This window comes from Nocardia sp. CWNU-33 (assembly GCF_046764895.1).
GTDB lineage: Bacteria > Actinomycetota > Actinomycetes > Mycobacteriales > Mycobacteriaceae > Nocardia.
On the sequence record NZ_JBKOQN010000002.1, the window covers coordinates 145184 to 166446 of the forward strand.

A 21263-nucleotide genomic window follows, 5' to 3' on the forward strand; every position below is an offset into this window, starting at 1 on the left:
ATGACAGAGCGGATTCAGGTCGGCGGGCTCCAGGTGGCCAGCGTTCTCCACGAGTTCATCGAGAACGAGGCGCTCCCCGGTACCGGCGTAGATTCCGCCGCGTTCTGGGCCGGCGCCGAGCAGGTCATCAATGACCTCGCTCCGCGCAACCGTGTCCTGCTGGCCGAACGCGACGAGATCCAGGGCAAACTCGACGCCTGGCACGCCGAGCATGCCGGCGCGAACTATGACAAGGCCGCCTACAAGAGCTTCCTCGGCGAGATCGGCTACCTGCGCCCGGAACCGGCCGACTTCGCGATCGCCACCGAGAACGTGGACACCGAGATCGCCGTCACCGCAGGTCCGCAGCTCGTGGTTCCGGTGATGAATGCGCGCTTCGCGATCAACGCCGCCAACGCGCGCTGGGGCTCGCTCTACGACGCGCTCTACGGCACCGACGCCATCTCCGAGGCCGACGGCGCGGAGAAGGGCACCAGCTACAACCCGGTCCGCGGCGCCCGGGTGATCGAGTTCGCTCGCGCTTTCCTCGACACCGCGGCACCGCTGGCCAACGGCTCGCACCGTAGCTCGACGCATTACGCCATCGAGAACGGTGCGCTGGCCATCACGCTGGCCAACGACGAGGTGACCACGCTGGCCGCCGACGGCGCCGAGCTGGTCGGCTACCTGGGTGACCCGGCCTCGCCGACCTCGGTGCTGCTGAGGCACAACGGATTGCACGCTGAGATCCAGATCGACGGCTCCTCGCCGATCGGCAAGACCGACCCTGCCGGTGTCAAGGACGTGGTGCTGGAGTCCGCAATCACCACGATCATGGACTTCGAGGATTCGGTCGCCGCGGTGGACGCCGAGGACAAGGTCCTCTGCTACCACAACTGGCTCGGCCTGATGAAGGGCGATCTGGCGGAGAAGGTCAGCAAGGGCGAGAAGACCTTCACTCGCACCATGAACCCCGACCGCGTCTACACCGCCATCGACGGCGGCGAGCTGGTGCTGCACGGCCGTTCGCTGCTTTTCGTGCGCAACGTCGGTCACCTGATGACCAGCGACGCGATCATCGACTCCGATGGCTACGAGGTGCCGGAAGGCATCATGGACGGCCTGATCACCTCGCTGATCGCCACCCACAGCCTCGCGGGCGACACCAAGCTGAAGAACAGTCGCACCGGCTCGGTCTACATCGTGAAGCCGAAGATGCACGGCCCCGACGAGGTCGCCTTCACCAACGAGCTGTTCGGCCGGATCGAAGACATGCTCGGCCTGCCGCGCAACACCCTGAAGGTCGGCATCATGGACGAGGAGCGCCGCACCACGGTGAACCTGAAGGCGTGTATCGAGGCCGCCCGTGAGCGGGTCGTGTTCATCAACACCGGCTTCCTCGACCGCACCGGCGACGAGATCCACACCTCCATGGAGGCCGGGCCGATGGTCCGCAAGGCCGAAATGAAGCAGCAGCAGTGGATCCTGTCCTACGAGGACTGGAACGTCGACACCGGCTTGGCCACCGGCCTGCCAGGCAAGGCGCAGATCGGCAAGGGCATGTGGGCGATGCCGGATCTGATGCACGACATGCTCGAGCAGAAGATCGGTCACCCGCGTGCGGGCGCGAACACCGCATGGGTGCCCTCGCCGACCGCGGCCACCTTGCACGCCACCCATTACCACCAGGTGAATGTCTTCGAGCGCCAGCAGGAGATCGCCGCAGGTGGCCGCCGCGCCACGGTCGACCAGATCCTGGAGATCCCGCTGGCCGCGAACCCGAACTGGTCGGCCGAGGAGAAGCAGCAGGAGCTGGACAACAACTCGCAGGGCATCCTCGGCTACGTGGTGCGCTGGATCGACCAGGGTGTCGGCTGCTCCAAAGTGCCCGACATCCGCGACGTCGGCCTCATGGAAGACCGTGCGACGCTGCGCATTTCGAGCCAGCTGATGGCGAACTGGCTGCGCCACGGCGTCGTCACTGCCGGCGAGGTGCTGGCCAGTTTGGAGCGGATGGCTCCAGTGGTGGACAAGCAGAACGCGGGCGACCCGAACTACCGGCCGCTGGCGCCGGACTTCGCGGGCAGCATTGCTTTCCAGGCCGCCAAGGAACTGGTCCTCGAGGGCACCAAGCAGCCCAACGGCTACACCGAGCCGATCCTGCACCGCCGCCGCCGTGAGGCCAAGGCGCTGGACTGCCTCTGAGTTTCGACGGTGAACTCCTTGGTCGGCACGATGTCGACCAGGGAGTTCGGCTATCACCCGAAGGTCGCTGTCGGGTGGCCGGCGAATTCAGGGCCCGATGCCTATCCGTTACTCTTGGCCTGCACTGCAGACGCCCGATGTGAGGAAGTTTTATGGGAAGCGTTGTCCTTGATGTGATCGCCCTGGTGGCCAACCGCGCCGCGTCGTTCTGGAATTGGGCTGTCACCGGCTCGGCCGGTTTCCCGCCGCTGTGACGCCGAGCTGATCGTCCAGCATCCGAGCCCCTGGCTCGTGGCCGTCGTTTTCGGTCGCCACGGCCAGGGGTTTCTTTATCCGGCGGATGTTTGCTCATCGGACGCCAACCCGCTCGGCGCGTAGTGCGCTCGAAGACCCGCGATTGCGGCTCGGGCCACCGCTCTGCGCCGTATCTTGTTGGCATGAACAGTGTCGCCACCGCCCGCGCGCGTTCGGGCCCGCCGCGCTGGTTCGTTCTGTGGATGGGTTTCCTCACCTGTGTGGTCGCGGTCCTGTGCGCCGCGCTGTGCTGGGAGTTGGCATCCTTCGGGGATCATTTCACCAAAGTGCTGCTGTGGGTGGGTCTTTCGGTGGCCAGCGTGGTCGCGCTGCTCTTCGGCGTGATCGGTCTGATTCGGTATCACACCATTCAGCTCAGCCTCGCGGTGCCCTTGTCGATCACTGCGCTCGCCGCGCTGGTCTGGTTCGAGGTCCCGCAGGAAGCGGGTTGGCAGGTGTCGCGAGGCATCCTCGAAGACCAGTCGATCGATTGTGCCAACCCCGGGCCTCGCACCAGGCTCGGTGTCTACACCATCATCGCCATCACTCCGCGTGACGGCGGCTGTCTGTTCTATGTCCTAGGGACATCGAAAGTTTCGGAAGGCTTCGCCTACTTCCCGCCCGAAAATGCGCCGCCGAGTCTGGGTCCACCGGCCGAACGAGGTGTCGAATATCGGCCCTACGATGGGCGCTGGTACCGGTTCGTCGACTCGTCCTGAGGCCTCAGGCGGAGCTCCGGCACTTCTTATCCCTGATCATGATCGACGATACCTGCGTCGAGCGATCCGCCGATTGCGTGACTTACTCGCCGAGCACTTCCTTCAACGTGCTAGCTGTCGCTTCGCTCCATGAGTCGAGCGCAGCGGTACAGCCGGCGATCTCGGCTCCCTGTTTTTGACAGTGCGGCGGCATCAAGGGCGGGGCTGGGCGCCGAGCTGGGTCAGCAGAACGCTGATCACACCCGTTTCTTGGCTTTGGGATTGGAACATGGAGCGGGCGGATTCTTTGACCGGGCCGGAGGGGAGGAGTCGGTCGGCGGCCTGGGACATAGTGAGGCCACCCTGGTGGTGGCGGAACATGAGTTGTAAGAAGAGGATTGCAGCGTCGCGACCGCGGGCGGTGGCCAGGGCGTCGAGTTCGGACATGGTCGCCAGCCCCGGCATGGTGGCGTCCGGCGGGGCCTGCGGGTGGTCGGGGGCGGCTACCGAATGGTGGTGCGGCGCGGGTTCTTCGGTGTGCATCCAGGCCATGGGGTGTGGGGACAAGGGGGTCTCGTTCGCGAGGCGGAGCCAGCCGAGCAGGGTGCCGATTTCGATGCGTTGCGCGTCGGCGAGCTGCTGTGCGAGGCGCAGAACGGTGGGGTCCGCGCTGCGATCCAGGCGTTGCACCAGGATCAAGGCCTGTTGATGGTGCGCGGTCATATCCTGGGCGAAGCCGACCTCGGCCGAGGTGAGAATCGGTGTGGCGGTGTGGTGTTCGGGGAGAACGAGTGGGCGCAGTGCTGCCCCGATCACCAGCAGCGCGAAAGCCGACGAGGCGATTGCGGCGACCTTGATACGACCGGTGTGCCAGATCGCTGTGCGCGAGCCGTCCCGGTGAGCATCGGCATCGCTCGCGCCGGCCACGTCCGGGCGGATTGCGTCGGCGTCTGTTCGGTTCGAGCTGGACAATTTGCCTACGACCCGACGATCGATTGCTGGTCGGCGGGCGGGCTGTACACATCGTTGTCGAGTTGCAGCACCATGAATCCGTTGTCGGAGCAGGCGACGTAGAGCTGATCGCCGCGCCACTCCGGCGGGGAGAAGCACCAGTCGGTGGAGACGTCGCCGAAGGCGAGCTTGCCGGTGCGCGGGGTGATGGCGTCCCAGGGGTTGAACTGTCCTTCGAGCACCGCGCGGGCCGCAGGCGGCGCGGTCATCAGCGGGACGCCGATGATCGAGGCCAAAGCGTGCGGGGAGTTCCAGAGCGATAGGTTGTGGTCGGTGCGGGCCGGCGGATTGAAGTAGGCGATCTCGTGAATGTCGTGCGGGTTGCGGATATCGAAGACGCGGATACCGGAGGAGATCCAGCCGCAGGCCAGTGCGGTGGGGTCGGTCGGTCGGTCGGCGGCGCAGTAGTGCGATTCGTAGGCGAAGACCGAACCGCCCATGGACGAACCGATATTGGCGTCGATGTGTTGCGGCAGGTTGATCTCCAGCTTGATCTTGCCCGTGACCTTCGGGGCGGTGTCATCGGAGATATCGATGAGTTTCACACCGCCGGAACCACCTTCGTCGACGGTGTAGAGGTACGGCTTGCCGCTGTAGCTGACCGGAATGCTGTGCTGGGTGGCCCAGCCGTCGGTCCAGAACGTCCGCCCGATGTGCTGCACCTGTGGGTTGGGGTCGCGTCGTTGCACTGCGCTGATATCGAGCACGGTGAAGCCGCCCAGCGCCGACAGGTACATCCGATTGCCGTCGGCGCTGATGCCGAAGCCGTGTGCCTCGATACCGGTCAGGCCCTGCCAGATGACACGCGGGTCGGCCGGATCGGTGAGGTCGACGGCGCTGACGAAGCCGGGGGCGACACCGGAGGCCCAATACGTGTTGCCGTCGGGGGAGAAGCCACCCTCGTGGGTGGTGATCGGCAGTGGCATCAGCAGATTCGTACCTGCGCCAGGATTGAGCAGGCGCGGATGTGCGCAATCGGAGATGTCGTAGACCGATAGGTAGCCGACGCCCTCACCGACGGGAACGCCGGTGCCGACCAGTAACTTGCGAGCGGCATTGACCTTCAGGCTCTCCCAGGTGCCCGCGAGCATGGCGGGTTCGGTCAAGGTCGCCGTCGGCCGCGGGTTCGCCGGATCGGACACGTCGAGCACCTGGACGCCGCGGCCCTCACTGATCAAGTCGCCGGGAAAGAACGAGCCCATGTACGTGCAGTTCTCGTAGCTGGTCGAGGTGATGCCCGCGCCGCGCCCTGCGAAGCCGCCGAGCATGGTCATATTGCACCGGTAGCCCTGGGTGCTGCGCCGACTGTCGCGGTCGGCGGCAGGCACGTCGCCCTGCGGGCCGGTTTCCGGCATCGACCCCGGCCCGCAGTCCGCACGCGGCACCGATGTGCGGCCGACATCGAGGAATTCCTGGACGAAGGTGGCGATATCGGACTGCAGATCGGCCGACGCGCTGCTGGGCACCATCATCGCGGCAATCACCGCGGTGGCGACCAATGCCAGCGTGCGGGCGCGGCGAATCCTCACCAATGGGCGCATCGTTGCATCCCCCAACTTTCTTCGATCTCGAACCATGCCGGCCGCGCTGACTCAGTCAGCAGGCGCGAACTGACTGAATAGTAGTAATACTCAGTAACTTATGGCAGTGGTTTGGAGATAATTCCAGATGCTTGGTTTGTTCGGAAGGCATGATGCTCACCGAGATCGCCGGACCCGGAGCTGGTCGGCGCGGGTGGCCAGGGGGTGAACCGGGTCTAGATCTGCGAGGTACTAGCTGCTGAGCAGGGAGGTGTCGAGCGCCTGCGTGTCGTCGGCGAGCAACGTGTCGCAGAGCTCTAGAAGGCGCTGTCTGAGTCGAACCGATTGTTTCGCGAGGTCCGACTGTGCTCGGACGTATTCGGCTCGTCCTGTCGGCGTTTCGATGCGCACCGGCTCGTACCCGTAGGCGGAGAGATCGTACGGACTCGCGCGCATATCCAGTTCCCGTGCGGCGCAGGCGAACTCGAAGAAGTCCAGCAACATGTCCGAGGCGATGAGCGGGGCCAGTTTGAAACCCCATTTGTAGAGGTCCATGTTGGCGTGCAAGCAGCCGGGCTGTTCGCGGGATACCTGGTCCGCGCGCGTCAGCGGCTCGATATTTCGCCCGATCGCTTCCGGCGTGAAAAAACGGAAGGCGTCGTAGTGGGTGCAGCGCAGCGACATCGACTCCACGACCTCGTCGGTGCCTGTCCTGCCCAACCGCAGCGGGACCTGCTGGTGGCGGACGTCGTCGGTGCGATAGACCATAGCCCACTCGTGCAACCCGAAACAGGACAGCTGTGCGGGTCGAGATGCGGTGGCGCGCAACAGGTTCGCGACGAACTCGATGGTGTCCCGACGCCGTGCGAGATACGCGGGATCGGCGGTGAACGTGCTACTGCCGGAATCGGATTCGATTCGCGAACCGTCGCCGGCGAGCTCTGTGGTGCTCGGATTCGCCGCGAGATCGTCGGTCGGCACGACGCGATGGTATCCGCGAGCGCCCTCGTATTCGGCTGCGCCTGCGAGTGCTACCCCGTAGCCGGGATGCCAGCGCCGCAACTGCGCGGGCTTGTGCCCGTAGTAGGTGAACAGGAAGTCGATCACCGGATGCGACGACCCCGCCGCCCGCCGTTGAAGATAGGGCCCGACGAGTTCATCCAGCCGTGCCCGATGCGCAGCGGCGTGGGCTCGCCACTGCGCCTCGGGCAGTACGCGCAGACTCATTCGAACGGGACCTGCCTCATTCGATCACCCGGTGCGTGTTGTCACGGACCGTGCCGACGAACTCCTCCACCAGATCCTCGAGTGCGACGATGCCGGTGGTGTTGCCGCGACTGTCCACCACCCGGCCGAGGTGGCTGTTGGTGCGGCGCAGCCGAGCAAGCGCCTCGTACAACGTGGTGCCCATGCTCACCGTTGGCAGCGGCCGAATATCGGTGCGCGGGATAGGGGTGTTCGGTCCGGCCGTTTCATCGGCGACCTTGTCGAGCACATCCTTCACGTGCAGATAACCGACCAGCGATCCATCGACGGCGCGGACCGGATAACGGGAGAAACCGGTCTCCGCGACGGCGGACTCGATGTCGCCGAGCGTGGTTCCGTTGCCGCGCAATGGGACCGACCTGGTTGTTTCCAGTGGCACCACGACATCGGCGACCACGCGATCGGACGTGCCGAGCGCCTGGGTCAGTCGCCGGTGCTCCTCCTCGTCGAGCAGTCCCTCCGACCGGGATTCACCGATCATCTCGGCCAGCTCGACGCTGGAGACGGTGGCATTGAGCTCGTCTTTCGGCTCGATCCGCAGCAGCCGCAACGACAGGTTCGCGGCCATGTTGTAGATCGCGATGAGCGGGCGGGCCAGCCGCAGCCACGCCAGGTGGATCGGAACCAGCAGCAGCGCGCTGCGTTCCGGACCCGCCAGCGCGATGTTCTTCGGGATCATCTCGCCGAACAGGATGTGCAGGATCACCACGATCGTCAGCGCGACGGCGAAGGCAACCGGATGCAGCAGCTGATCCGGCAGGCCGACCAGCTCGAACGGGCCCTCCAGCAGGTGCGCCACCGCGGGCTCGCCGACTCGGCCGAGCAGGATCGAGCAGATGGTGATGCCGAGCTGTGCCGCGGCGAGCATCATGGACAGGTTCTCACCCGCCCGGATCACCGTGGTCGCATTGCGCTTGCCCTGTGCCGCAAGCGCTTCCAGACGGTCTCGGCGGGCCGAGATCAGCGCGAATTCGGCGGCGACGAAGAAGGCATTGCCCGCGAGCAGCACCGTCGTGAGCAGCACTCCGAACAGATCACCCACGACTGTGCTCCTGGTCTGCGTGGTGCACACGGGAATGCAGCACCTCGGAGGAGACCGGGATCAACCGCACGCGGTCGATGCGCCGCCCGTCCATCCGTTCGATCTTGGCGATCCAGCCGCCTTCGTCCGAGTCATTCGACGGTCGGTTGTGCGAACCCGGATTCGGCAGCACCACCTCGTCACCGGTCACCGGAATGCGGCCGAGCCGGGTGAGCACGAGGCCGCCGAGCGTCTCGTATTCACCTTCGGGTGCGTCGTATCCGGTCGCGCGCGACACCTCGTCGATACGCAGCAGACCAGAGCAGTCCCAGCCGTCGGAGACCCGGCGGACGTCGCGCTCCTCTTCGTCGTGCTCGTCGCGCACATCACCGAGGATCTCCTCGATGATGTCCTCCATGGTGACGATGCCTGCGGTGCCGCCGTATTCGTCGACGACCAGCGCCACCTGCATGCCGTCGCGGCGTACTCGTTCGAGCACCTCGTCACCGTCGAGACTGGCGGGCACGATCGGCACCGGCCGCGCGAGCAACTGCAGCGGTATGGTGCTCCGGACGTTCGCCGCAAGGGTGAACGCCTGCTTCACGTGCACAACTCCGAGAGTGTTGTCGAGATCCCCGTCGATCACCGGGAAGCGCGAGTACCCGGTGCGGCTGGCGGCCGCGATGAGATCGGCGATGGTGTCGGACTTGTCCAGCGATTCGATCTTGACGCGCGGCGTCATCAGCTCCTCGGCGCTGCGCTCGCCGAACTGCAGCGAGCGGTCGATCACCACTGCGGTGCGTTGATCGAGCGCGCCGCGCAGCGCAGACGTTCGCACCAACGAGCCGAGCTCCTGCGGCGAACGCGCCGAGCGCAATTCCTCCGCGGGTTCCACCCCGAGGCGGCGAACCACCCAGTTCGCGGTGCCGTTGAGGAAGTGGATCATCCACTTGAACACCACCGAGAACGCGATCATCGGACCGGCGGTGAGTCGCGCGGTGCCGAGCGGCATCGCGATCGCGATGTTTTTGGGCACCAGCTCGCCGTAGATCATCGACAGCGAGGTGGCCAGCACCAGCGCCAGCGTCAGCGAGATGCCGTGCGCGGCACCCGCGCTCACGCCGAGGGCGATGAACGGCGGGGACAGCAGCCTGGCCAGCACCGGTTCGGCAATGTAGCCGGTAATCAGTGTGGTGATAGTGATCCCGAGCTGGGCGCCGGAGAGCTGGAACGACAGCGTGCGATGCGCCTGACGGACCATCCGCGAGCGTGCGTCACCGGTGCGTGCATGCGCCTCGACGGTGCTGCGTTCGAGTGCGGTCAGGGAGAATTCGGCGGCGACGAACAGCGCGGTGCCTGCGGTGAGTGCAATGAAACCGACCAGGCTGAGCGCGGTGAGCACGACAGACATCGTCAGCACCGCCCGCGGGACGCGGCACGGTCGACCGCGGGGAATCGAACTGAATCAGAGTGGACTGCTGCGGGAAGGAGAGCGCCGGGTTTGTCACCCGGCTCGGTAGAGGAGCCCTCCTGTGCGGCGCCCTCGGACGCGGGTGACAACTTGTTCCTTTCGCGAATGGGAGCTGTAATGCCGGAGACCGGCAACTCTCATGCTACCGGCTGTGTCTTTTGGCCGCGCCTGCGGCGCGGCGTGTTCGCGGCCCCCGAGGCTCGCGTCCGAGCGGCCGAGACTCGTGCCTGCTGCACATGCGCTTCGGCCGCTCGGACGCGAGCCGGCCGCGAACGGTCGTTCGTAAGACTCGCTCCGTGGTGGGTGGGTGGGTTGGTGGTGTCAGGTGCCATGACGAGGCGAGCCTGCTGGAGAGGGCTGCCCGGCTCTTGCTGGTCGCTGTGGGGCGGTATTCCATCGGCGAAACCGGCGGCCGACCGCACTTGGAGGATGATTTTGTTGTGCGGTTCGGGTTGGGCTGCGTGTGCGGGGGTAGGTGCGCGCGCAGCGTCATTGATGGTTTGTGCCTGGTCTTGGCCGCTGCTGGGTGCGGGTGTTCTTCGGTGAAACGGGCGGCCGACTGCACTTCGAGGATGATTTTGTTGTGCGGTTCGGGTTGGGTGGGCTGCGCGTACGGGGGTAGGTGCACGCGCAGCGCCGCTGGTGGAGTGCGCCCGGTCTACCAGCCGCTGGGCAGGGGGCGACCCTCGGCGAAACCTGCGGCGGACTGGACGCCGAGGACGGCCTTGTCGTGCAGTTCGGCGAGGCTGCGTGCGCCCGCGTAGGTGCAGGCACTACGAACGCCGGAGCAGATGTGGTCGATGAGGTCCTCGACGCCGGGGCGCTCCGGATCCAGACGCATCCGTGAGCTGGAGATGCCCTCCTCGAACAGTGCCTTGCGGGCCCGGTCGAAACCGCTGTCGGAGGCGGTGCGGGCGGCGACGGCGCGCTTGGAGGCCATGCCGAAGCTCTCCTTGTAGGCGTTGCCGTCGCGATCGACGCGCAGGTCGCCAGGCGACTCGTAGGTGCCTGCGAACCAGGAGCCGATCATCACGTTGGACGCGCCGGCGGCCAGTGCGAGTGCGACGTCGCGCGGGTGCCGGACGCCACCGTCCGCCCAGATGTGCACACCGAGCTCCTTTGCCGCGGTGGCGCATTCGGCGACCGCTGAGAACTGCGGGCGGCCGACGCCGGTCATCATGCGAGTGGTGCACATGGCGCCGGGGCCGACGCCGACCTTGATGATGTCCGCGCCTGCCGCGGCGAGGTCGCGAGTGCCCGCCGCCGAGACGACGTTGCCTGCGACCAACGGAACGCCGAGGCCGAGGTCGCGGATAGCGCTGAGGGTTTCGAGCATCTTGGCCTGGTGGCCGTGCGCGGTGTCGATGACGAGCAGGTCGGCGCCGGAGTCGGCGAGCGCCTTGGCCCGGGCGGCCACGTCACCGTTGATGCCGACGGCGGCGGCGACGCGCAACTGATTGTTGGCGTCGACATTCGGCTGGTAGATGCCATCACGGACCGAACCGGTGCGAGTCATTACACCCGCCAGGGAGCCGTCCTCTCCGACCAACACGGCCAACTGGGCATGCTTGGCTTCGAGTAGATCGAAGATGTCGCGCGGTGAGGTGCTGGCCGGGGCCTGCACGAAATCGGTTATCGCGACGTCGCGCAGCCGGGCGAACCGGTCGACGTCGGTGCACGACGCCTCGGTGACGACGCCGATCGGCTTGCCGCCGTCCACCACAACGACGGCACCGTGGGCGCGCTTGTGCATCAGAGCGACGGCCTCGGACACCGAACGCTCGGGGTCGAGGGTCACCGGGGTGTCGGCGGTGAGCGATCGGCTCTTGACGAAGCCGATGGTGTCGGCGGCCGCGCTGATGGGCAGGTCCTGCGGCAGCACCACGATGCCGCCGCGCCGGGCGACCGTCTCGGCCATCCGGCGCCCCGCGACCGCGGTCATATTCGCCACGACGATGGGGATGGTGGTGCCGGACCCGTCGGCAGTCGACAGATCGACGTCGAACCGCGACGCGACATCCGTCCGATTCGGGACGAGGAAGATGTCGTCGTAGGTCAGGTCATACGGCGGCTGATGGCCAGGGAGAAACTGCACTTAACCGATGATATCCGGCTCTGTGGGGCCGCGTGCAATTCCCCAGCATTCGACGCGTGGCATAAGAGAGACGCCCATCACACACGGTGGCGGTTGCCGGGGCGGGGTGAGCAGCGCGACCAATACCGGCTGCTGGCATCAACAGGCGCGCCCAGATGACCGCGGATCCGCGGCAGCGGAGGAAGATCGGCGGTGCGGTGCGGTGTTCGGCTACGTGGTGCCGAGTCCGTTCTCGGTCCGCGGCCGGGTTGTCCGTCGGACTTCAAGCCTCCGCTTGGGCACGTGAGAGCTGGATTGTGGTCGCGCACATGACAATCACCGTGCAGCCGATTACTACGAGGCCGATGGTGCCGGTGCGCAGCCGCTCGTCGAGAACGGTGATGCCGACGTAGGCGGCAGCCAAGGGTTCGGTGATGCAGATGGCGGGCAGCGAGGCGACGAGGGGGCCGGCTTGGAACGCGCGCTGCTGGAGGTAGAAACCGATCAAACTGGAGGCGACGAGCGCCCAGGTCTGCCAGCTGCCGAGTACCTGACCGAGGCCGTGCTCGAACAAGGTCGTGACGTATTCGGTGAGCGCGGCGGCCAGACCGAACAGCGCGCCGCCCGCCGTGCCGAGCAGCATCGCGCGCAGGGCCGGGGCCGCGGTGGCGGCACCGATCGCGATCGCGGCGGCGATCAGGCCGAGCAGGATCGCCAGCGGCACGATCCACTCGCGCAGGGGTGCGTTGGCACTTCCCTCCGACGGATCACCGACGATCAGGAAGCACGCCAATGCCGCGACGAGTGCGATGGCGGTCGCCCAGGTGCGTACGGTGACGGTGCGTCTATTGAGTCGCGCGGACAGCGGCAGCGCGAAGACGAGCATGCTCACAAGGATCGGCTGGACGAGAAGCACCGCGCCCAGCGCGAGCGCCACGACCTGCATTGCGAAGCCGCCCGCGTCCCCGAGGATCCCGGCCCACCACCGTGGATTGCGCAGCAGTGCGCGGATCAACGAGTCGCCCTCGGGCACCGCCGCGGCCGCATGCTGCTGGGCGACCGCGGCGACTGCGAACAGCAGCGCCGCGAGCAATGCGCACACGATGGCGCCCAGCGGATGGTGGGGCATAGGTTAGTTTGCCATGCGGTTGCTGTTGCCCGCCACTCCCTGCGGCCGACCGGCGCGTCGACGTGTATTCCCGGGCGTGTCACCCGCGGTGGACCGGCTCGGCGCGGCGTTCGACGAACCGGTCGCGCGGCCGGTCGAACTTGTTGCGTGACCGGTCGTCGCCGAACCGGCGGCGCGATTCGACGACGACGCCGGGCCCGCGGCTCGTGACGTCTTCGTCGCGCCCGCTGCGCGGCCTGCCGCCGGCGAAGTGCCTGTCGAACGGCCGGAAGTCTTCGCTGCGTCCGCGCCGCGCGCACCCGAACGTGCGCCGCGCCCGCTCGACCCGCGACCGCCTGCCGCGGCACTGCCGGACTTGCGGCTCGTGGACCCGGATCGACCGCCGGCCGTCGCGGACTTCGGCTCTGCATCGTTGGCCACCGCGGCAACGACGGGTATGCCCGACGGCTGCCTGGCACCGGTGATCGCGATCAGTCGCCGATCTCCCGGCCGCACCTCCACCGCGTCGATGTCTACACCCGCCTTGCGGGTCATCTTGTCGACGTCGTCGCGCTCGTCCTCGGTGACCAGCGTGACGACGACGCCGTCCTCGCCCGCGCGGGCCGTGCGCCCGGCACGATGCAGGTAGGCCTTGGACTCGGCAGGCGGGTCCACGTGCACGACAAGGGAAATCCCGTCCACATGGATACCGCGCGCGGCGACGTCGGTGGTCACCAGAACCGGGGTCGAGCCGTCGGAGAACGCGGCGAGGGTCCGGGTCCGGTTGTTCTGCGCCTTGCCGCCGTGCAGCGCGCCCGCGGCGATGCCCGCGGCGCGCAACTGCTTGGCCAGCCGGTCGGCGCCGTGCTTTGTCCGCACGAACATGATGGTCAGCCCGTCGCGGGCGGCGATCTCGGCGATGACGGTGCGCTTGTCGATCTTGCGCAGATGCAGCAGATGGTGCGACATGGTCGCGACCGAGGCCGACGGCGGCGCGGTCGAATGCGTGACCGGGGAGTCCAGGTAGCGCTTGACAAGCTTGTCGACCTCACCGTCCAGTGTGGCCGAGAACAGCAGTCGCTGACCATCTTTCGGTGTCCGGTCCAGCAACTTGGTGACCTGGGGCAGGAAGCCCATGTCGGCCATGTGGTCGGCCTCGTCCAACGCGGTGATGCGGACTTCCGAGAGGTCGGCCGAGCGCTGATTCACCAGGTCTTCCAGCCGGCCAGGTGTGGCAATCAGCAGGTCGACGCCGCGAGCAAGCCGGTCGGCCTGACGCTTGATCGGCGCACCTCCGACCACCGCGGCAACCCGCAAACCGAGCGAAAGCGCCGGGTTATCCAGTGCGCGTTCGATCTGTGCGGCCAGCTCCCTGGTCGGCACCAGCACGAGTCCGCGTGGTTTGCCGGGCTTGGCCGACGCACCGGCGAGCCGGGCGAGCATGGGCAGCCCGAAGGCGAGCGTCTTACCGGAACCCGTCGGCCCGCGCCCGAGCACATCCCTGCCTGCCATTGCGTCGGGCACCGTTGCGGCCTGGATCGGGAACGGAGCCTCGATGCCGTCGTTGCGCAGTGCCTGCACCAGCGGGACCGGCAGGCCCAGATCGGCGAAGGTCACGGCGGGCGCCGCGGTGGCCGGGGGCGAGGAGGTCAAAGGTGTGTGTGCCTTTCGTGTCTCGGCGCGGTGGGAAACCGGGCACTCGTGGTGCGTGCCGAGAAAGTTGGCCCGGCCTTCGGGAAGAGTGCTGGGGCCGGGTGGTCAGCGAGGACCGAGTGATTCAGTTGCGGAGCAGCCGATCCAGTTCGACCAACCAGGGTACCGCGACGGCCATGGTCGGAACGACAAGAATGGCCGCCGAGCCGAGATAGGCGGCCGAGGCGACCCGGATATCGCCGATACGTCCGCCGAGTCGTTGGATGCGGATGAGCGTGGTCGGCCCGCCCGCGGCCAGCGCGCCCTGCGGGGCGGTGGACTTCGAACAGGCGACCAGCGCCCGCGCGAGCGGTGTCGGGCCGGTCACCTTTACGGCGGAGTCGTCGGCGAGCAGTTCGATCAGCAGCTTCACCGAGCCGAGCGCGGCCCTGCTGCGCACCACCACCGGGAAGGCTTCATGGGCCGCGGTGAATGCCTCGAGTACCAGGTCGTGGCGGGCGCGCAAGTGCGAGCGTTCGTGGCTGACGATGGCGGTGACTTCGGCATCGGCCAGATTGGTGAGCGTGCCCTCGCTGAGCACGACCCGTTGGCGCAAGCCGGGGAGGCAGTAGGCGATCGGCTCGGTCGAGGCGAGCACCCGGATGTCGGCTGCGCGGCGATGCGGTCCGCTCTGGTCGAGCAGGTCGACCAGCATGCGGTGATGAGCGCGCCGTCTGCGCGTGTGCACGCCAACTCGGATCACTGCGTAGATCAGCCGGGCACCGATCATCAGGGTGAGCGCGAAGACGAAGACATAAGCCAGCCACAGCGGCAGGCCGAGTGCGTCGATTTCCCTGGCCGGCGAGGTCGTCGGTCGGCCATCGGGTCCCGGGACGAGCAGTTCGGCGGCGATGGCGAGACCGGAGCCGAATGCGCTGAGCACGGCGGCCAGCGCGATGGCCTGCCACAGCACGAGTGCGGCCCGAGGCGTCCGGTATGTCCAGGTCGCCCGGCTCAGTAGTGCTGGGGCAGGCCCCGCGAGAAGCAAAGCGAGTCCGGCGAAGACCGGCGCGGTTGCGTTCATCGACTCAGCTCACTGCGTTGTGGGGCCAGGGCGCTCACGGCATTGTGAGGCCAGGTCCAAGATTACTGCGACGGCGGCGCAGTGCCCTCGGATGCTTCGAGCTTAGCGAGTGCTTCGCGCAAAGCGTCAGCCTCATCCCTGCCGACCTGTTCGACGAAATGGACGAGTGCCGCTGCCCGGCTGCCCGCTTCGTCGGCCTGTTGCAATGCGTCGAACATCAAACTGGCGACCAGCTCGTCGCGAGTGTGCACCGGCGCATAGCGATGTGCGCGGTCGTCGCGCCGCTGGACGACGAGGTTCTTCTTCGCCAACCGCTGCAGCACCGTCATCACGGTGGTGTAGGCGAGCTCACGTCGCGCAGCCAATGCCTCGTGCACCTGCCGGACCGTTTGCGGTTCGTCACTCGACCACAACTGGTCCATGACCGCTTTCTCGAGTTCACCAAGTCCTGCCATCCCACAAGTTTACGGACTCAACGACACAATTGCGTACTACACGTCGTCGTAACTGTCTGATAGCTGTGTGGCATTTGTCATAGTTGACGGCCCCGACCCGTAGGCCGCGCGCACGTGCCTGGTGCCGATGGGCACGATCATCGGCCGACCGGACACCGGGTCTTCCAGCACCGAGGCGTCGAGATCGAACACCTCACGCAACAGTTCGGCATCGATGATGTCACCCGGTGTGCCCTGTGCGACGATCCGGCCCGCGCGCATGACGATCAGTTCGTCGCTGTAGCGGATGGCCAGATTCAGGTCGTGCAGCACCATCACCACGGTCCGTCCGAGGTCGTCGTGCAACCGGTCGACGAGGTCGAGCACCTCGACCGAGTGCGCGAGATCGAGGTAGGTGGTCGGCTCGTCCAGTAGCAGGATGTCGGTGCCCTGGGCCAGCGCCATCGAGATCCAGGCCCGCTGGCGCTGCCCGCCGGAGAGCTCGTCGAGCGGGCGGTCGGCGAGATCGGCGATGCCGGTCTGTTCCAGCGCGGTCATCACTTCGGCCTCGTCGGTGACCGACCACTGCCGGATCCAGGACTGGTGCGGGTGGCGGCCGCGGGCAACCAGATCGGCGACCGTCAGCCCTTCCGGTGCGACGGGAGACTGCGGAAGCATGCCGACCACGCGGGCGACGTCCTTGGTCTTCATCGACGAGATCGCCTTGCCGTCCAACAGGACTCGGCCCTGCTGCGGTCGCAGCAGGCGGCCGAGCGAGCGCAGCAGCGTCGACTTGCCGCAGCCGTTCGGGCCGATGACGGTGGTGATCACGCCGGGGGCGACGTCGATGCAGAGTCCGTCGACGATGACGCGATCGCCGTAGCCGAGGGTGATGTTCTCGGCGGCAAGCCGGTGTGCGTCGACGCTTTCGGCGGATGCGGTAGTCATGACAGGGTCGCCTTCCGATTCATACGCACGAGCAGATAGAGCAGGAACGGACCGCCGAACGCCGCGGTCACCACACCGACCGGCAAGTCCACCGGAAACAGTGTTCGCGACGCCACATCCGCCCCGACCACCGCGATGGCGCCGACGAGCGCCGAGCCGATGAGCGGTTCGCCGGGTGTTCGCAGCAATCTGCGTGCGATCTGGGGTCCGGCCAGGCCCACGAAACCGACCGGGCCGACGATCGCGGTGGCAACCGAGGCGGCCACGACCGCCGCACCGATCAGCATCGCCTGCTGCGTTTGGATGCGTACGCCGAGCGCCCTGGTGGTCTCGGTGCCGAGGCGCAGCGCGGCGAGCGTGCGGGCCGAGCCGAGCGCAACCGCAACGACGACGGCCAGCGCGAGCGCCGCCGAGATCAACCGGGACATGTCGGTGCTGTTGAGCGACCCGTTGAGCCAGAGCTGGGCGCGTGCCGCGTCCTGCAGGCTGGCGCGAGTGAGCAGGAAACTGATACCGGACAAGAGGAATGCGTTCACACCGATGCCGACCAGTACCAACCGCAGACCGGTGACGCCGTGGTCGCCGGTCGGGCTGCGCCCCCACGCGAGCAGGTAGATCGCCACCGCGGTGAGCAGGCCGCCCGTCAGTGCGGCAAGTGGCGCGCCGACCGATGCGGCGAACCCCGTTGTGGCGCCGCCGGTTCCGACGATGACCACCACCGCGCCGAGGCTTGCTCCCGCGGTGATGCCGAGGACATCCGGTGCGGCGAGCGGGTTGTGCAGGATCGACTGGGTGAGGGCGCCTGCGAGGCCGAGCGCGGCGCCGACCACGACCGCGGTGAGCGCGCGGGGCAGGCGCGACTCCAGCACGATGAAACGTTGAGAGCGCGTGCCGCCACCGGTCAGCACGTCGAGGACTCGGCCGACGGGAATGTGCGCATCGCCGATCGTCATGTCGAGGCAGAACATGGCGGAAAGCACTGCGGCGAGCATCAACACGACCAACAGCATCGTCGGCCGGAGCACCAGCGACAGCGGGCCGATGCGCAGGGCGGGGCGAACGCGGCCGGGCCCCGCGGACTTGCCGATATCTTCGAACGGTGGGCTCGTCGTGGCCAGCGTGTTCGAGGAAAGCATCACAGGTTCACCAGCTTTCGGTGTCGCACGAGCAGAATGAAGCACGGTGCGCCGATCGCGGCGAGGGTGACACCGACCTCGAGCTCGCCGGGCCTTGCCACGACGCGTCCGACGATATCGGCAATCAGCAGTAGCAACGCGCCGAACAAGCCGGAGTACGGGATCAACCAGCGGTAGTCGGGTCCGGTGAACACTCGGGCCAGATGGGGTACTACCAATCCGAGAAAGGCAATGGGCCCGATGGCGGCGGTCGCGGCTCCGCACAGCAGGACGATCGCGGCCAGCCCCAGCGCCTGGCTGCGCCCGATATTGACACCGAGCCCGCGGGCGACCTCGTCGCCGAGGCTGAGCAGGTTCAATCCCGGCGACGCCACCACCGCCAGCACGAGACCGACCGCCAGGAACGGCAACACCTGCCAGAACACTTCCGCGTCGCGCCCGCTCACGCTGCCGACTACCCAGAACCGATACGTGTCCAGCGCCGTGGTGTCCAGCAGTACAACGGTATTCGTCATTGCCTGCAGGAATGCGGTCACCGCCGCGCCGGCCAGCACCAGGCTCAGCGGGCTCGCCTTCCCGCCGCCGATGGACGACACCGTGAACACCACGAGCCCGGCGATCAGCGCCCCGGCGAAGGCGAACCAGATGTACTGCTCGGGCGCGGTGAAGGCGAAGAGGTAGACGCTCAGGGCCGCAAGAAATGCGGCGCCCGCATTGAGGCCGAGGAGCCCGGCGTCGGCGAGCGGGTTGCGGGTGTAGCCCTGGATCAGCGCACCGGCGATGCCGAGTGCCAGTCCACAGGCGAGCGCGAGCGCGGTGCGGGGCAATCGAAGTCCGCGCACGATCTCTTCGGCCGTCGATCCGGCCTGGCAGTGGAAGGGGCCGCCCCGGCAGGTGAGTGCGTCGTGCATCGCGGCATAGACAGTGCCGGGCGAGAGCGTGCGGGTCCCGATCGCGATGCCGGCCACCGCGGCGGCCAGCAGCAGAGCCGTCAGCAGGAGCAGTCCGAGCCACCGACGCCGCGCGGTTTTCGCCTGCGGTCCGGTGCTGCGTGTCCGCGCCTGATGCGCAGTTTTCGATCGTGCCGCCTTCGGCGCGGCGGTGCCTGATGCCGTCACGGCGACGAACTACTCCTGACTCTGTATCCCGCGCGGGTTGCGAGGTCTGGTAAGCCTAACCTATCTTCCGCTATGGACCCATGATGGAGCCGACCCCGAGGAGGTTCGATGCCCGAGCCAGTGATGACCTACACGGCCCGCCGCTCCCACGTGGAATTCGGACGCGTGTGTAACCGGCTTCGCGCACTGCAACCGGAACATCCGCGCGTCTACGCGGTGGCCGCAATGTCCGAGCAGAGCAAACGTCGATGGTGGCGGCTCTCGGATGGATTGCGGGAGGGGCGGATCGAGCTGATGTACCGCCGCCACGCGGCAGAGATGATCAGCGCGGACACTGCCGCCGAGGTGGTGGCGACCGCCCTGATCCATGCGGTGATCGGCCGGGTGGTCGCGCTGCTTGTCTCCGAGGGGCGGGCCTGGGATCCGGGGCTGGAGAACCTCTGGATCCACACCGACAACGATGGTGGCATCGATTGGGCAGGCCTGGTGCACACCACCATTCGCGTGCTCGACGGTGACCGACTGGTTGGACAGCCCGGTGTGGTGACGCTGCCGTGCGAGCGCGCGATGTACATCTGGCTGGCGCACCGGTGCGAGCCGTCGCTGACGATGATCCAGTACAGCCTCGCGCGCTGTTCGGCCCTGAGTGCCCGCCGCTTCTGGTCGCTGGTCGGCGAATCCGTCATCGGCGCAGCGACTTACGTGCCGGACCTGGCGCGCACGGATGCGCTGGTCGGCGCACAGCGTGGTCAGGGGCTGCTCATGGCATTCGAGGAGCGCGGCCTGCCGGTGCGTCGAACCGCGGGTTGCCTGGTCAGGTAGCCCGAAATGGCAGCACTGTGCAGCACATCGGGCGTCAGCTCGAGCTCCATCCCGACCAGCGGTGGACATCGACGGCGATCACCGGTCCCGGCGGCGGCTGTTTCGTGTAGTCGGGATAGCGTGCGGTCAACTGGCGCTTCGCCATTCGCTCCTCCTCGGAGCCGACGATACGGGCGTTGCCGTCGGCGCGCGCCCACCACAGCTGGGTCCAGTCGTCGTCATAGCGGTCGGCGAGCACGCTGACTGCCGGATTGGCCGCGATGTTCGCCAACCGTCGCAACTTCATGGACGTTTTGGGCTTCGCGTCGACACTGGTGTAGACGACATCGTCGATCAGGATGAACACAATCGGAACGATGTGTGGCAGGCCGGACCTCGACGCGGTCGCCAGTCGTGCGACGGGGCTGGTCGCGAACCGTCTGCGTGCTTCGTCGGGATTCAGTCGCACGCCGGCCTCCTCGAATTGGCGCGGTGTCCACAGTAAGTATGCAGGCGAGCGGGAGTTGTTCATGCTGCTGCACCTGTCCGTGTCGCCGCATTGACTAATGATAAGCAGATGCATATCGTACGCACCTATAGATCAATTCAGTTTCTAGATAAGTAAGGAGGACGGGGCATAGGGGTTCGCGCCGTGCGGGGTGTGTCCCCGATCTATCGCCCCTGACCATCAATGGGAAATACACGACCTCTGTGGAGAGACCTCCTCGACGACCGCAGGCTGCCGTGGCAAACCTGGCGTCGGCACCGCGCGCCCGGTTCGTCGCTGGCCGACCTGGTGCTCAACAGCAGATGGAAATCTGGAGCCGCGGCCCGAGCCGGTGGCCCGTTCATGATCAGCATGACCCAATACACGACCACACAGGTGACCGACGTTCCGGCCATCTGGCGTGCCTCGGAGCGGTTGGGTGATCAGCTGGCGATGATCGACGGCGCGGTCGGCGTGCTGACCTATTTCCGACCTGCACGCCGTCAGGTCGGGTCGCTGTCGATCTGGGCGGATGACAGGGGATTGGCGAAGTTCATGGGCCTGCCCTACCACGTCGAGATCATGCGGAAGTATCGGCCGCGCGGTCTGCCGATCCGGTCGGCCAAGTGGTGGACCGAGGAATTTCGCATCGGTGCGGCGCTGATGGAGGGATTGCAGCTGCTCGACGAGCACGATGAGCGCCGTGTGGTGCGCCCCAAGGTATGACCCTGTCGCCCGCGGCGAGTCGGCCCTTCAAAAACCTGCAATTCGGGCGGCGCGGACGGTTGGCCGCCGACGCGTCCGCAGGCTCACGCTCATAAGGAGAAAGGAGGTTGCCCACTCCTTCCACTCTCAACATATAACGCACTGGGGGGCTTGCGGCAAGACCCGGGTCGTGCCGCAGAATTGCCGGCCGAGGCCAAAACCCGCGGAAATGGGAGTCGTGAAATTGCGTGTGTTGTCGTCGACCTATGGG

At 66.9% G+C, this 21263-nt stretch carries 18 protein-coding genes; 4 read left to right on the forward strand and 14 right to left on the reverse strand.

What is annotated here, in order from left to right:
- Window positions 1-2184, forward strand: a complete 2184-nt coding sequence (locus tag ACLMAL_RS02940) for a malate synthase G (RefSeq protein ID WP_411997652.1) — start codon at window positions 1-3, stop codon at window positions 2182-2184.
- A 437-nt stretch (window positions 2185-2621) separates the two neighbouring features.
- Window positions 2622-3197, forward strand: a complete 576-nt coding sequence (locus tag ACLMAL_RS02945; protein WP_411997653.1) for a hypothetical protein — start codon at window positions 2622-2624, stop codon at window positions 3195-3197.
- Between the two features lie 192 nt (window positions 3198-3389).
- Here ACLMAL_RS02945 and ACLMAL_RS02950 read toward each other — a convergent pair whose 3' ends face one another.
- The 13 genes from ACLMAL_RS02950 to ACLMAL_RS03010 all read right to left on the reverse strand — a co-directional run bounded on the left by ACLMAL_RS02950 (window position 3390) and on the right by ACLMAL_RS03010 (window position 18885).
- On the reverse strand, window positions 3390-4052 hold the full coding sequence (locus ACLMAL_RS02950) for a DUF305 domain-containing protein (protein WP_411997883.1): 663 nt from the start codon (window positions 4050-4052) through the stop codon (window positions 3390-3392).
- A gap of 101 nt (window positions 4053-4153) precedes the next feature.
- Window positions 4154-5728, reverse strand: coding sequence for an LVIVD repeat-containing protein (locus tag ACLMAL_RS02955; protein ID WP_411997654.1), 1575 nt, complete (start codon window positions 5726-5728; stop codon window positions 4154-4156).
- A gap of 231 nt (window positions 5729-5959) precedes the next feature.
- Window positions 5960-6934, reverse strand: coding sequence for a 3-methyladenine DNA glycosylase (locus ACLMAL_RS02960; protein WP_411997655.1), 975 nt, complete (start codon window positions 6932-6934; stop codon window positions 5960-5962).
- 16 nt (window positions 6935-6950) lie between these two features.
- Window positions 6951-8015 (reverse strand): hemolysin family protein, encoded by a 1065-nt coding sequence (locus ACLMAL_RS02965; protein ID WP_411997656.1) that lies wholly within the window; start codon window positions 8013-8015, stop codon window positions 6951-6953.
- Window positions 8008-9405, reverse strand: a complete 1398-nt coding sequence (locus ACLMAL_RS02970) for a hemolysin family protein (RefSeq protein WP_411997657.1) — start codon at window positions 9403-9405, stop codon at window positions 8008-8010. The genes ACLMAL_RS02965 and ACLMAL_RS02970 overlap by 8 nt, the downstream gene beginning before the upstream one ends.
- A gap of 718 nt (window positions 9406-10123) precedes the next feature.
- A complete protein-coding gene (locus tag ACLMAL_RS02975; protein ID WP_411997658.1) occupies window positions 10124-11560 on the reverse strand; it encodes a GuaB1 family IMP dehydrogenase-related protein in 1437 nt (478 codons plus the stop codon).
- Between the two features lie 262 nt (window positions 11561-11822).
- Window positions 11823-12668, reverse strand: a complete 846-nt coding sequence (locus tag ACLMAL_RS02980) for a DMT family transporter (RefSeq protein ID WP_411997659.1) — start codon at window positions 12666-12668, stop codon at window positions 11823-11825.
- Between the two features lie 3 nt (window positions 12669-12671).
- Entirely contained in the window at window positions 12672-14300 is a 1629-nt protein-coding gene (locus ACLMAL_RS02985; RefSeq protein WP_411997660.1) for a DEAD/DEAH box helicase, read from the reverse strand.
- 124 nt (window positions 14301-14424) lie between these two features.
- The gene (locus tag ACLMAL_RS02990) at window positions 14425-15363 is read right to left on the reverse strand and encodes a M56 family metallopeptidase (RefSeq protein WP_411997661.1); all 939 of its coding nucleotides are present in this window, start codon (window positions 15361-15363) and stop codon (window positions 14425-14427) included.
- Window positions 15364-15425: 62 nt separating this feature from the next.
- On the reverse strand, window positions 15426-15818 hold the full coding sequence (locus ACLMAL_RS02995) for a BlaI/MecI/CopY family transcriptional regulator (protein ID WP_328400153.1): 393 nt from the start codon (window positions 15816-15818) through the stop codon (window positions 15426-15428).
- Between the two features lie 36 nt (window positions 15819-15854).
- The gene (locus ACLMAL_RS03000) at window positions 15855-16745 is read right to left on the reverse strand and encodes an ABC transporter ATP-binding protein (RefSeq protein WP_411997662.1); all 891 of its coding nucleotides are present in this window, start codon (window positions 16743-16745) and stop codon (window positions 15855-15857) included.
- Window positions 16742-17881, reverse strand: coding sequence for a FecCD family ABC transporter permease (locus tag ACLMAL_RS03005; RefSeq protein ID WP_411997663.1), 1140 nt, complete (start codon window positions 17879-17881; stop codon window positions 16742-16744). The genes ACLMAL_RS03000 and ACLMAL_RS03005 overlap by 4 nt, the downstream gene beginning before the upstream one ends.
- Window positions 17881-18885 (reverse strand): FecCD family ABC transporter permease, encoded by a 1005-nt coding sequence (locus ACLMAL_RS03010; protein ID WP_411997884.1) that lies wholly within the window; start codon window positions 18883-18885, stop codon window positions 17881-17883. Before ACLMAL_RS03010 ends, ACLMAL_RS03005 begins: the two co-directional genes overlap by 1 nt.
- Before the next feature lie 222 nt (window positions 18886-19107).
- On the opposite strand from ACLMAL_RS03010, the gene ACLMAL_RS03015 reads away from it, so the two are divergent.
- The gene (locus ACLMAL_RS03015; protein WP_411997664.1) at window positions 19108-19821 is read left to right on the forward strand and encodes a hypothetical protein; all 714 of its coding nucleotides are present in this window, start codon (window positions 19108-19110) and stop codon (window positions 19819-19821) included.
- Between the two features lie 34 nt (window positions 19822-19855).
- On the opposite strand, the gene ACLMAL_RS03020 is transcribed toward ACLMAL_RS03015, so the two are convergent.
- Complete coding sequence (locus ACLMAL_RS03020; protein WP_411997885.1) at window positions 19856-20263, reverse strand: TIGR03668 family PPOX class F420-dependent oxidoreductase; 408 nt, start codon at window positions 20261-20263, stop codon at window positions 19856-19858.
- Between the two features lie 228 nt (window positions 20264-20491).
- Here ACLMAL_RS03020 and ACLMAL_RS03025 point away from each other — a divergent pair, with 228 nt between their 5' ends.
- Entirely contained in the window at window positions 20492-21013 is a 522-nt protein-coding gene (locus ACLMAL_RS03025; protein ID WP_411997665.1) for a hypothetical protein, read from the forward strand.
- Window positions 21014-21263 lie beyond the last annotated feature (250 nt).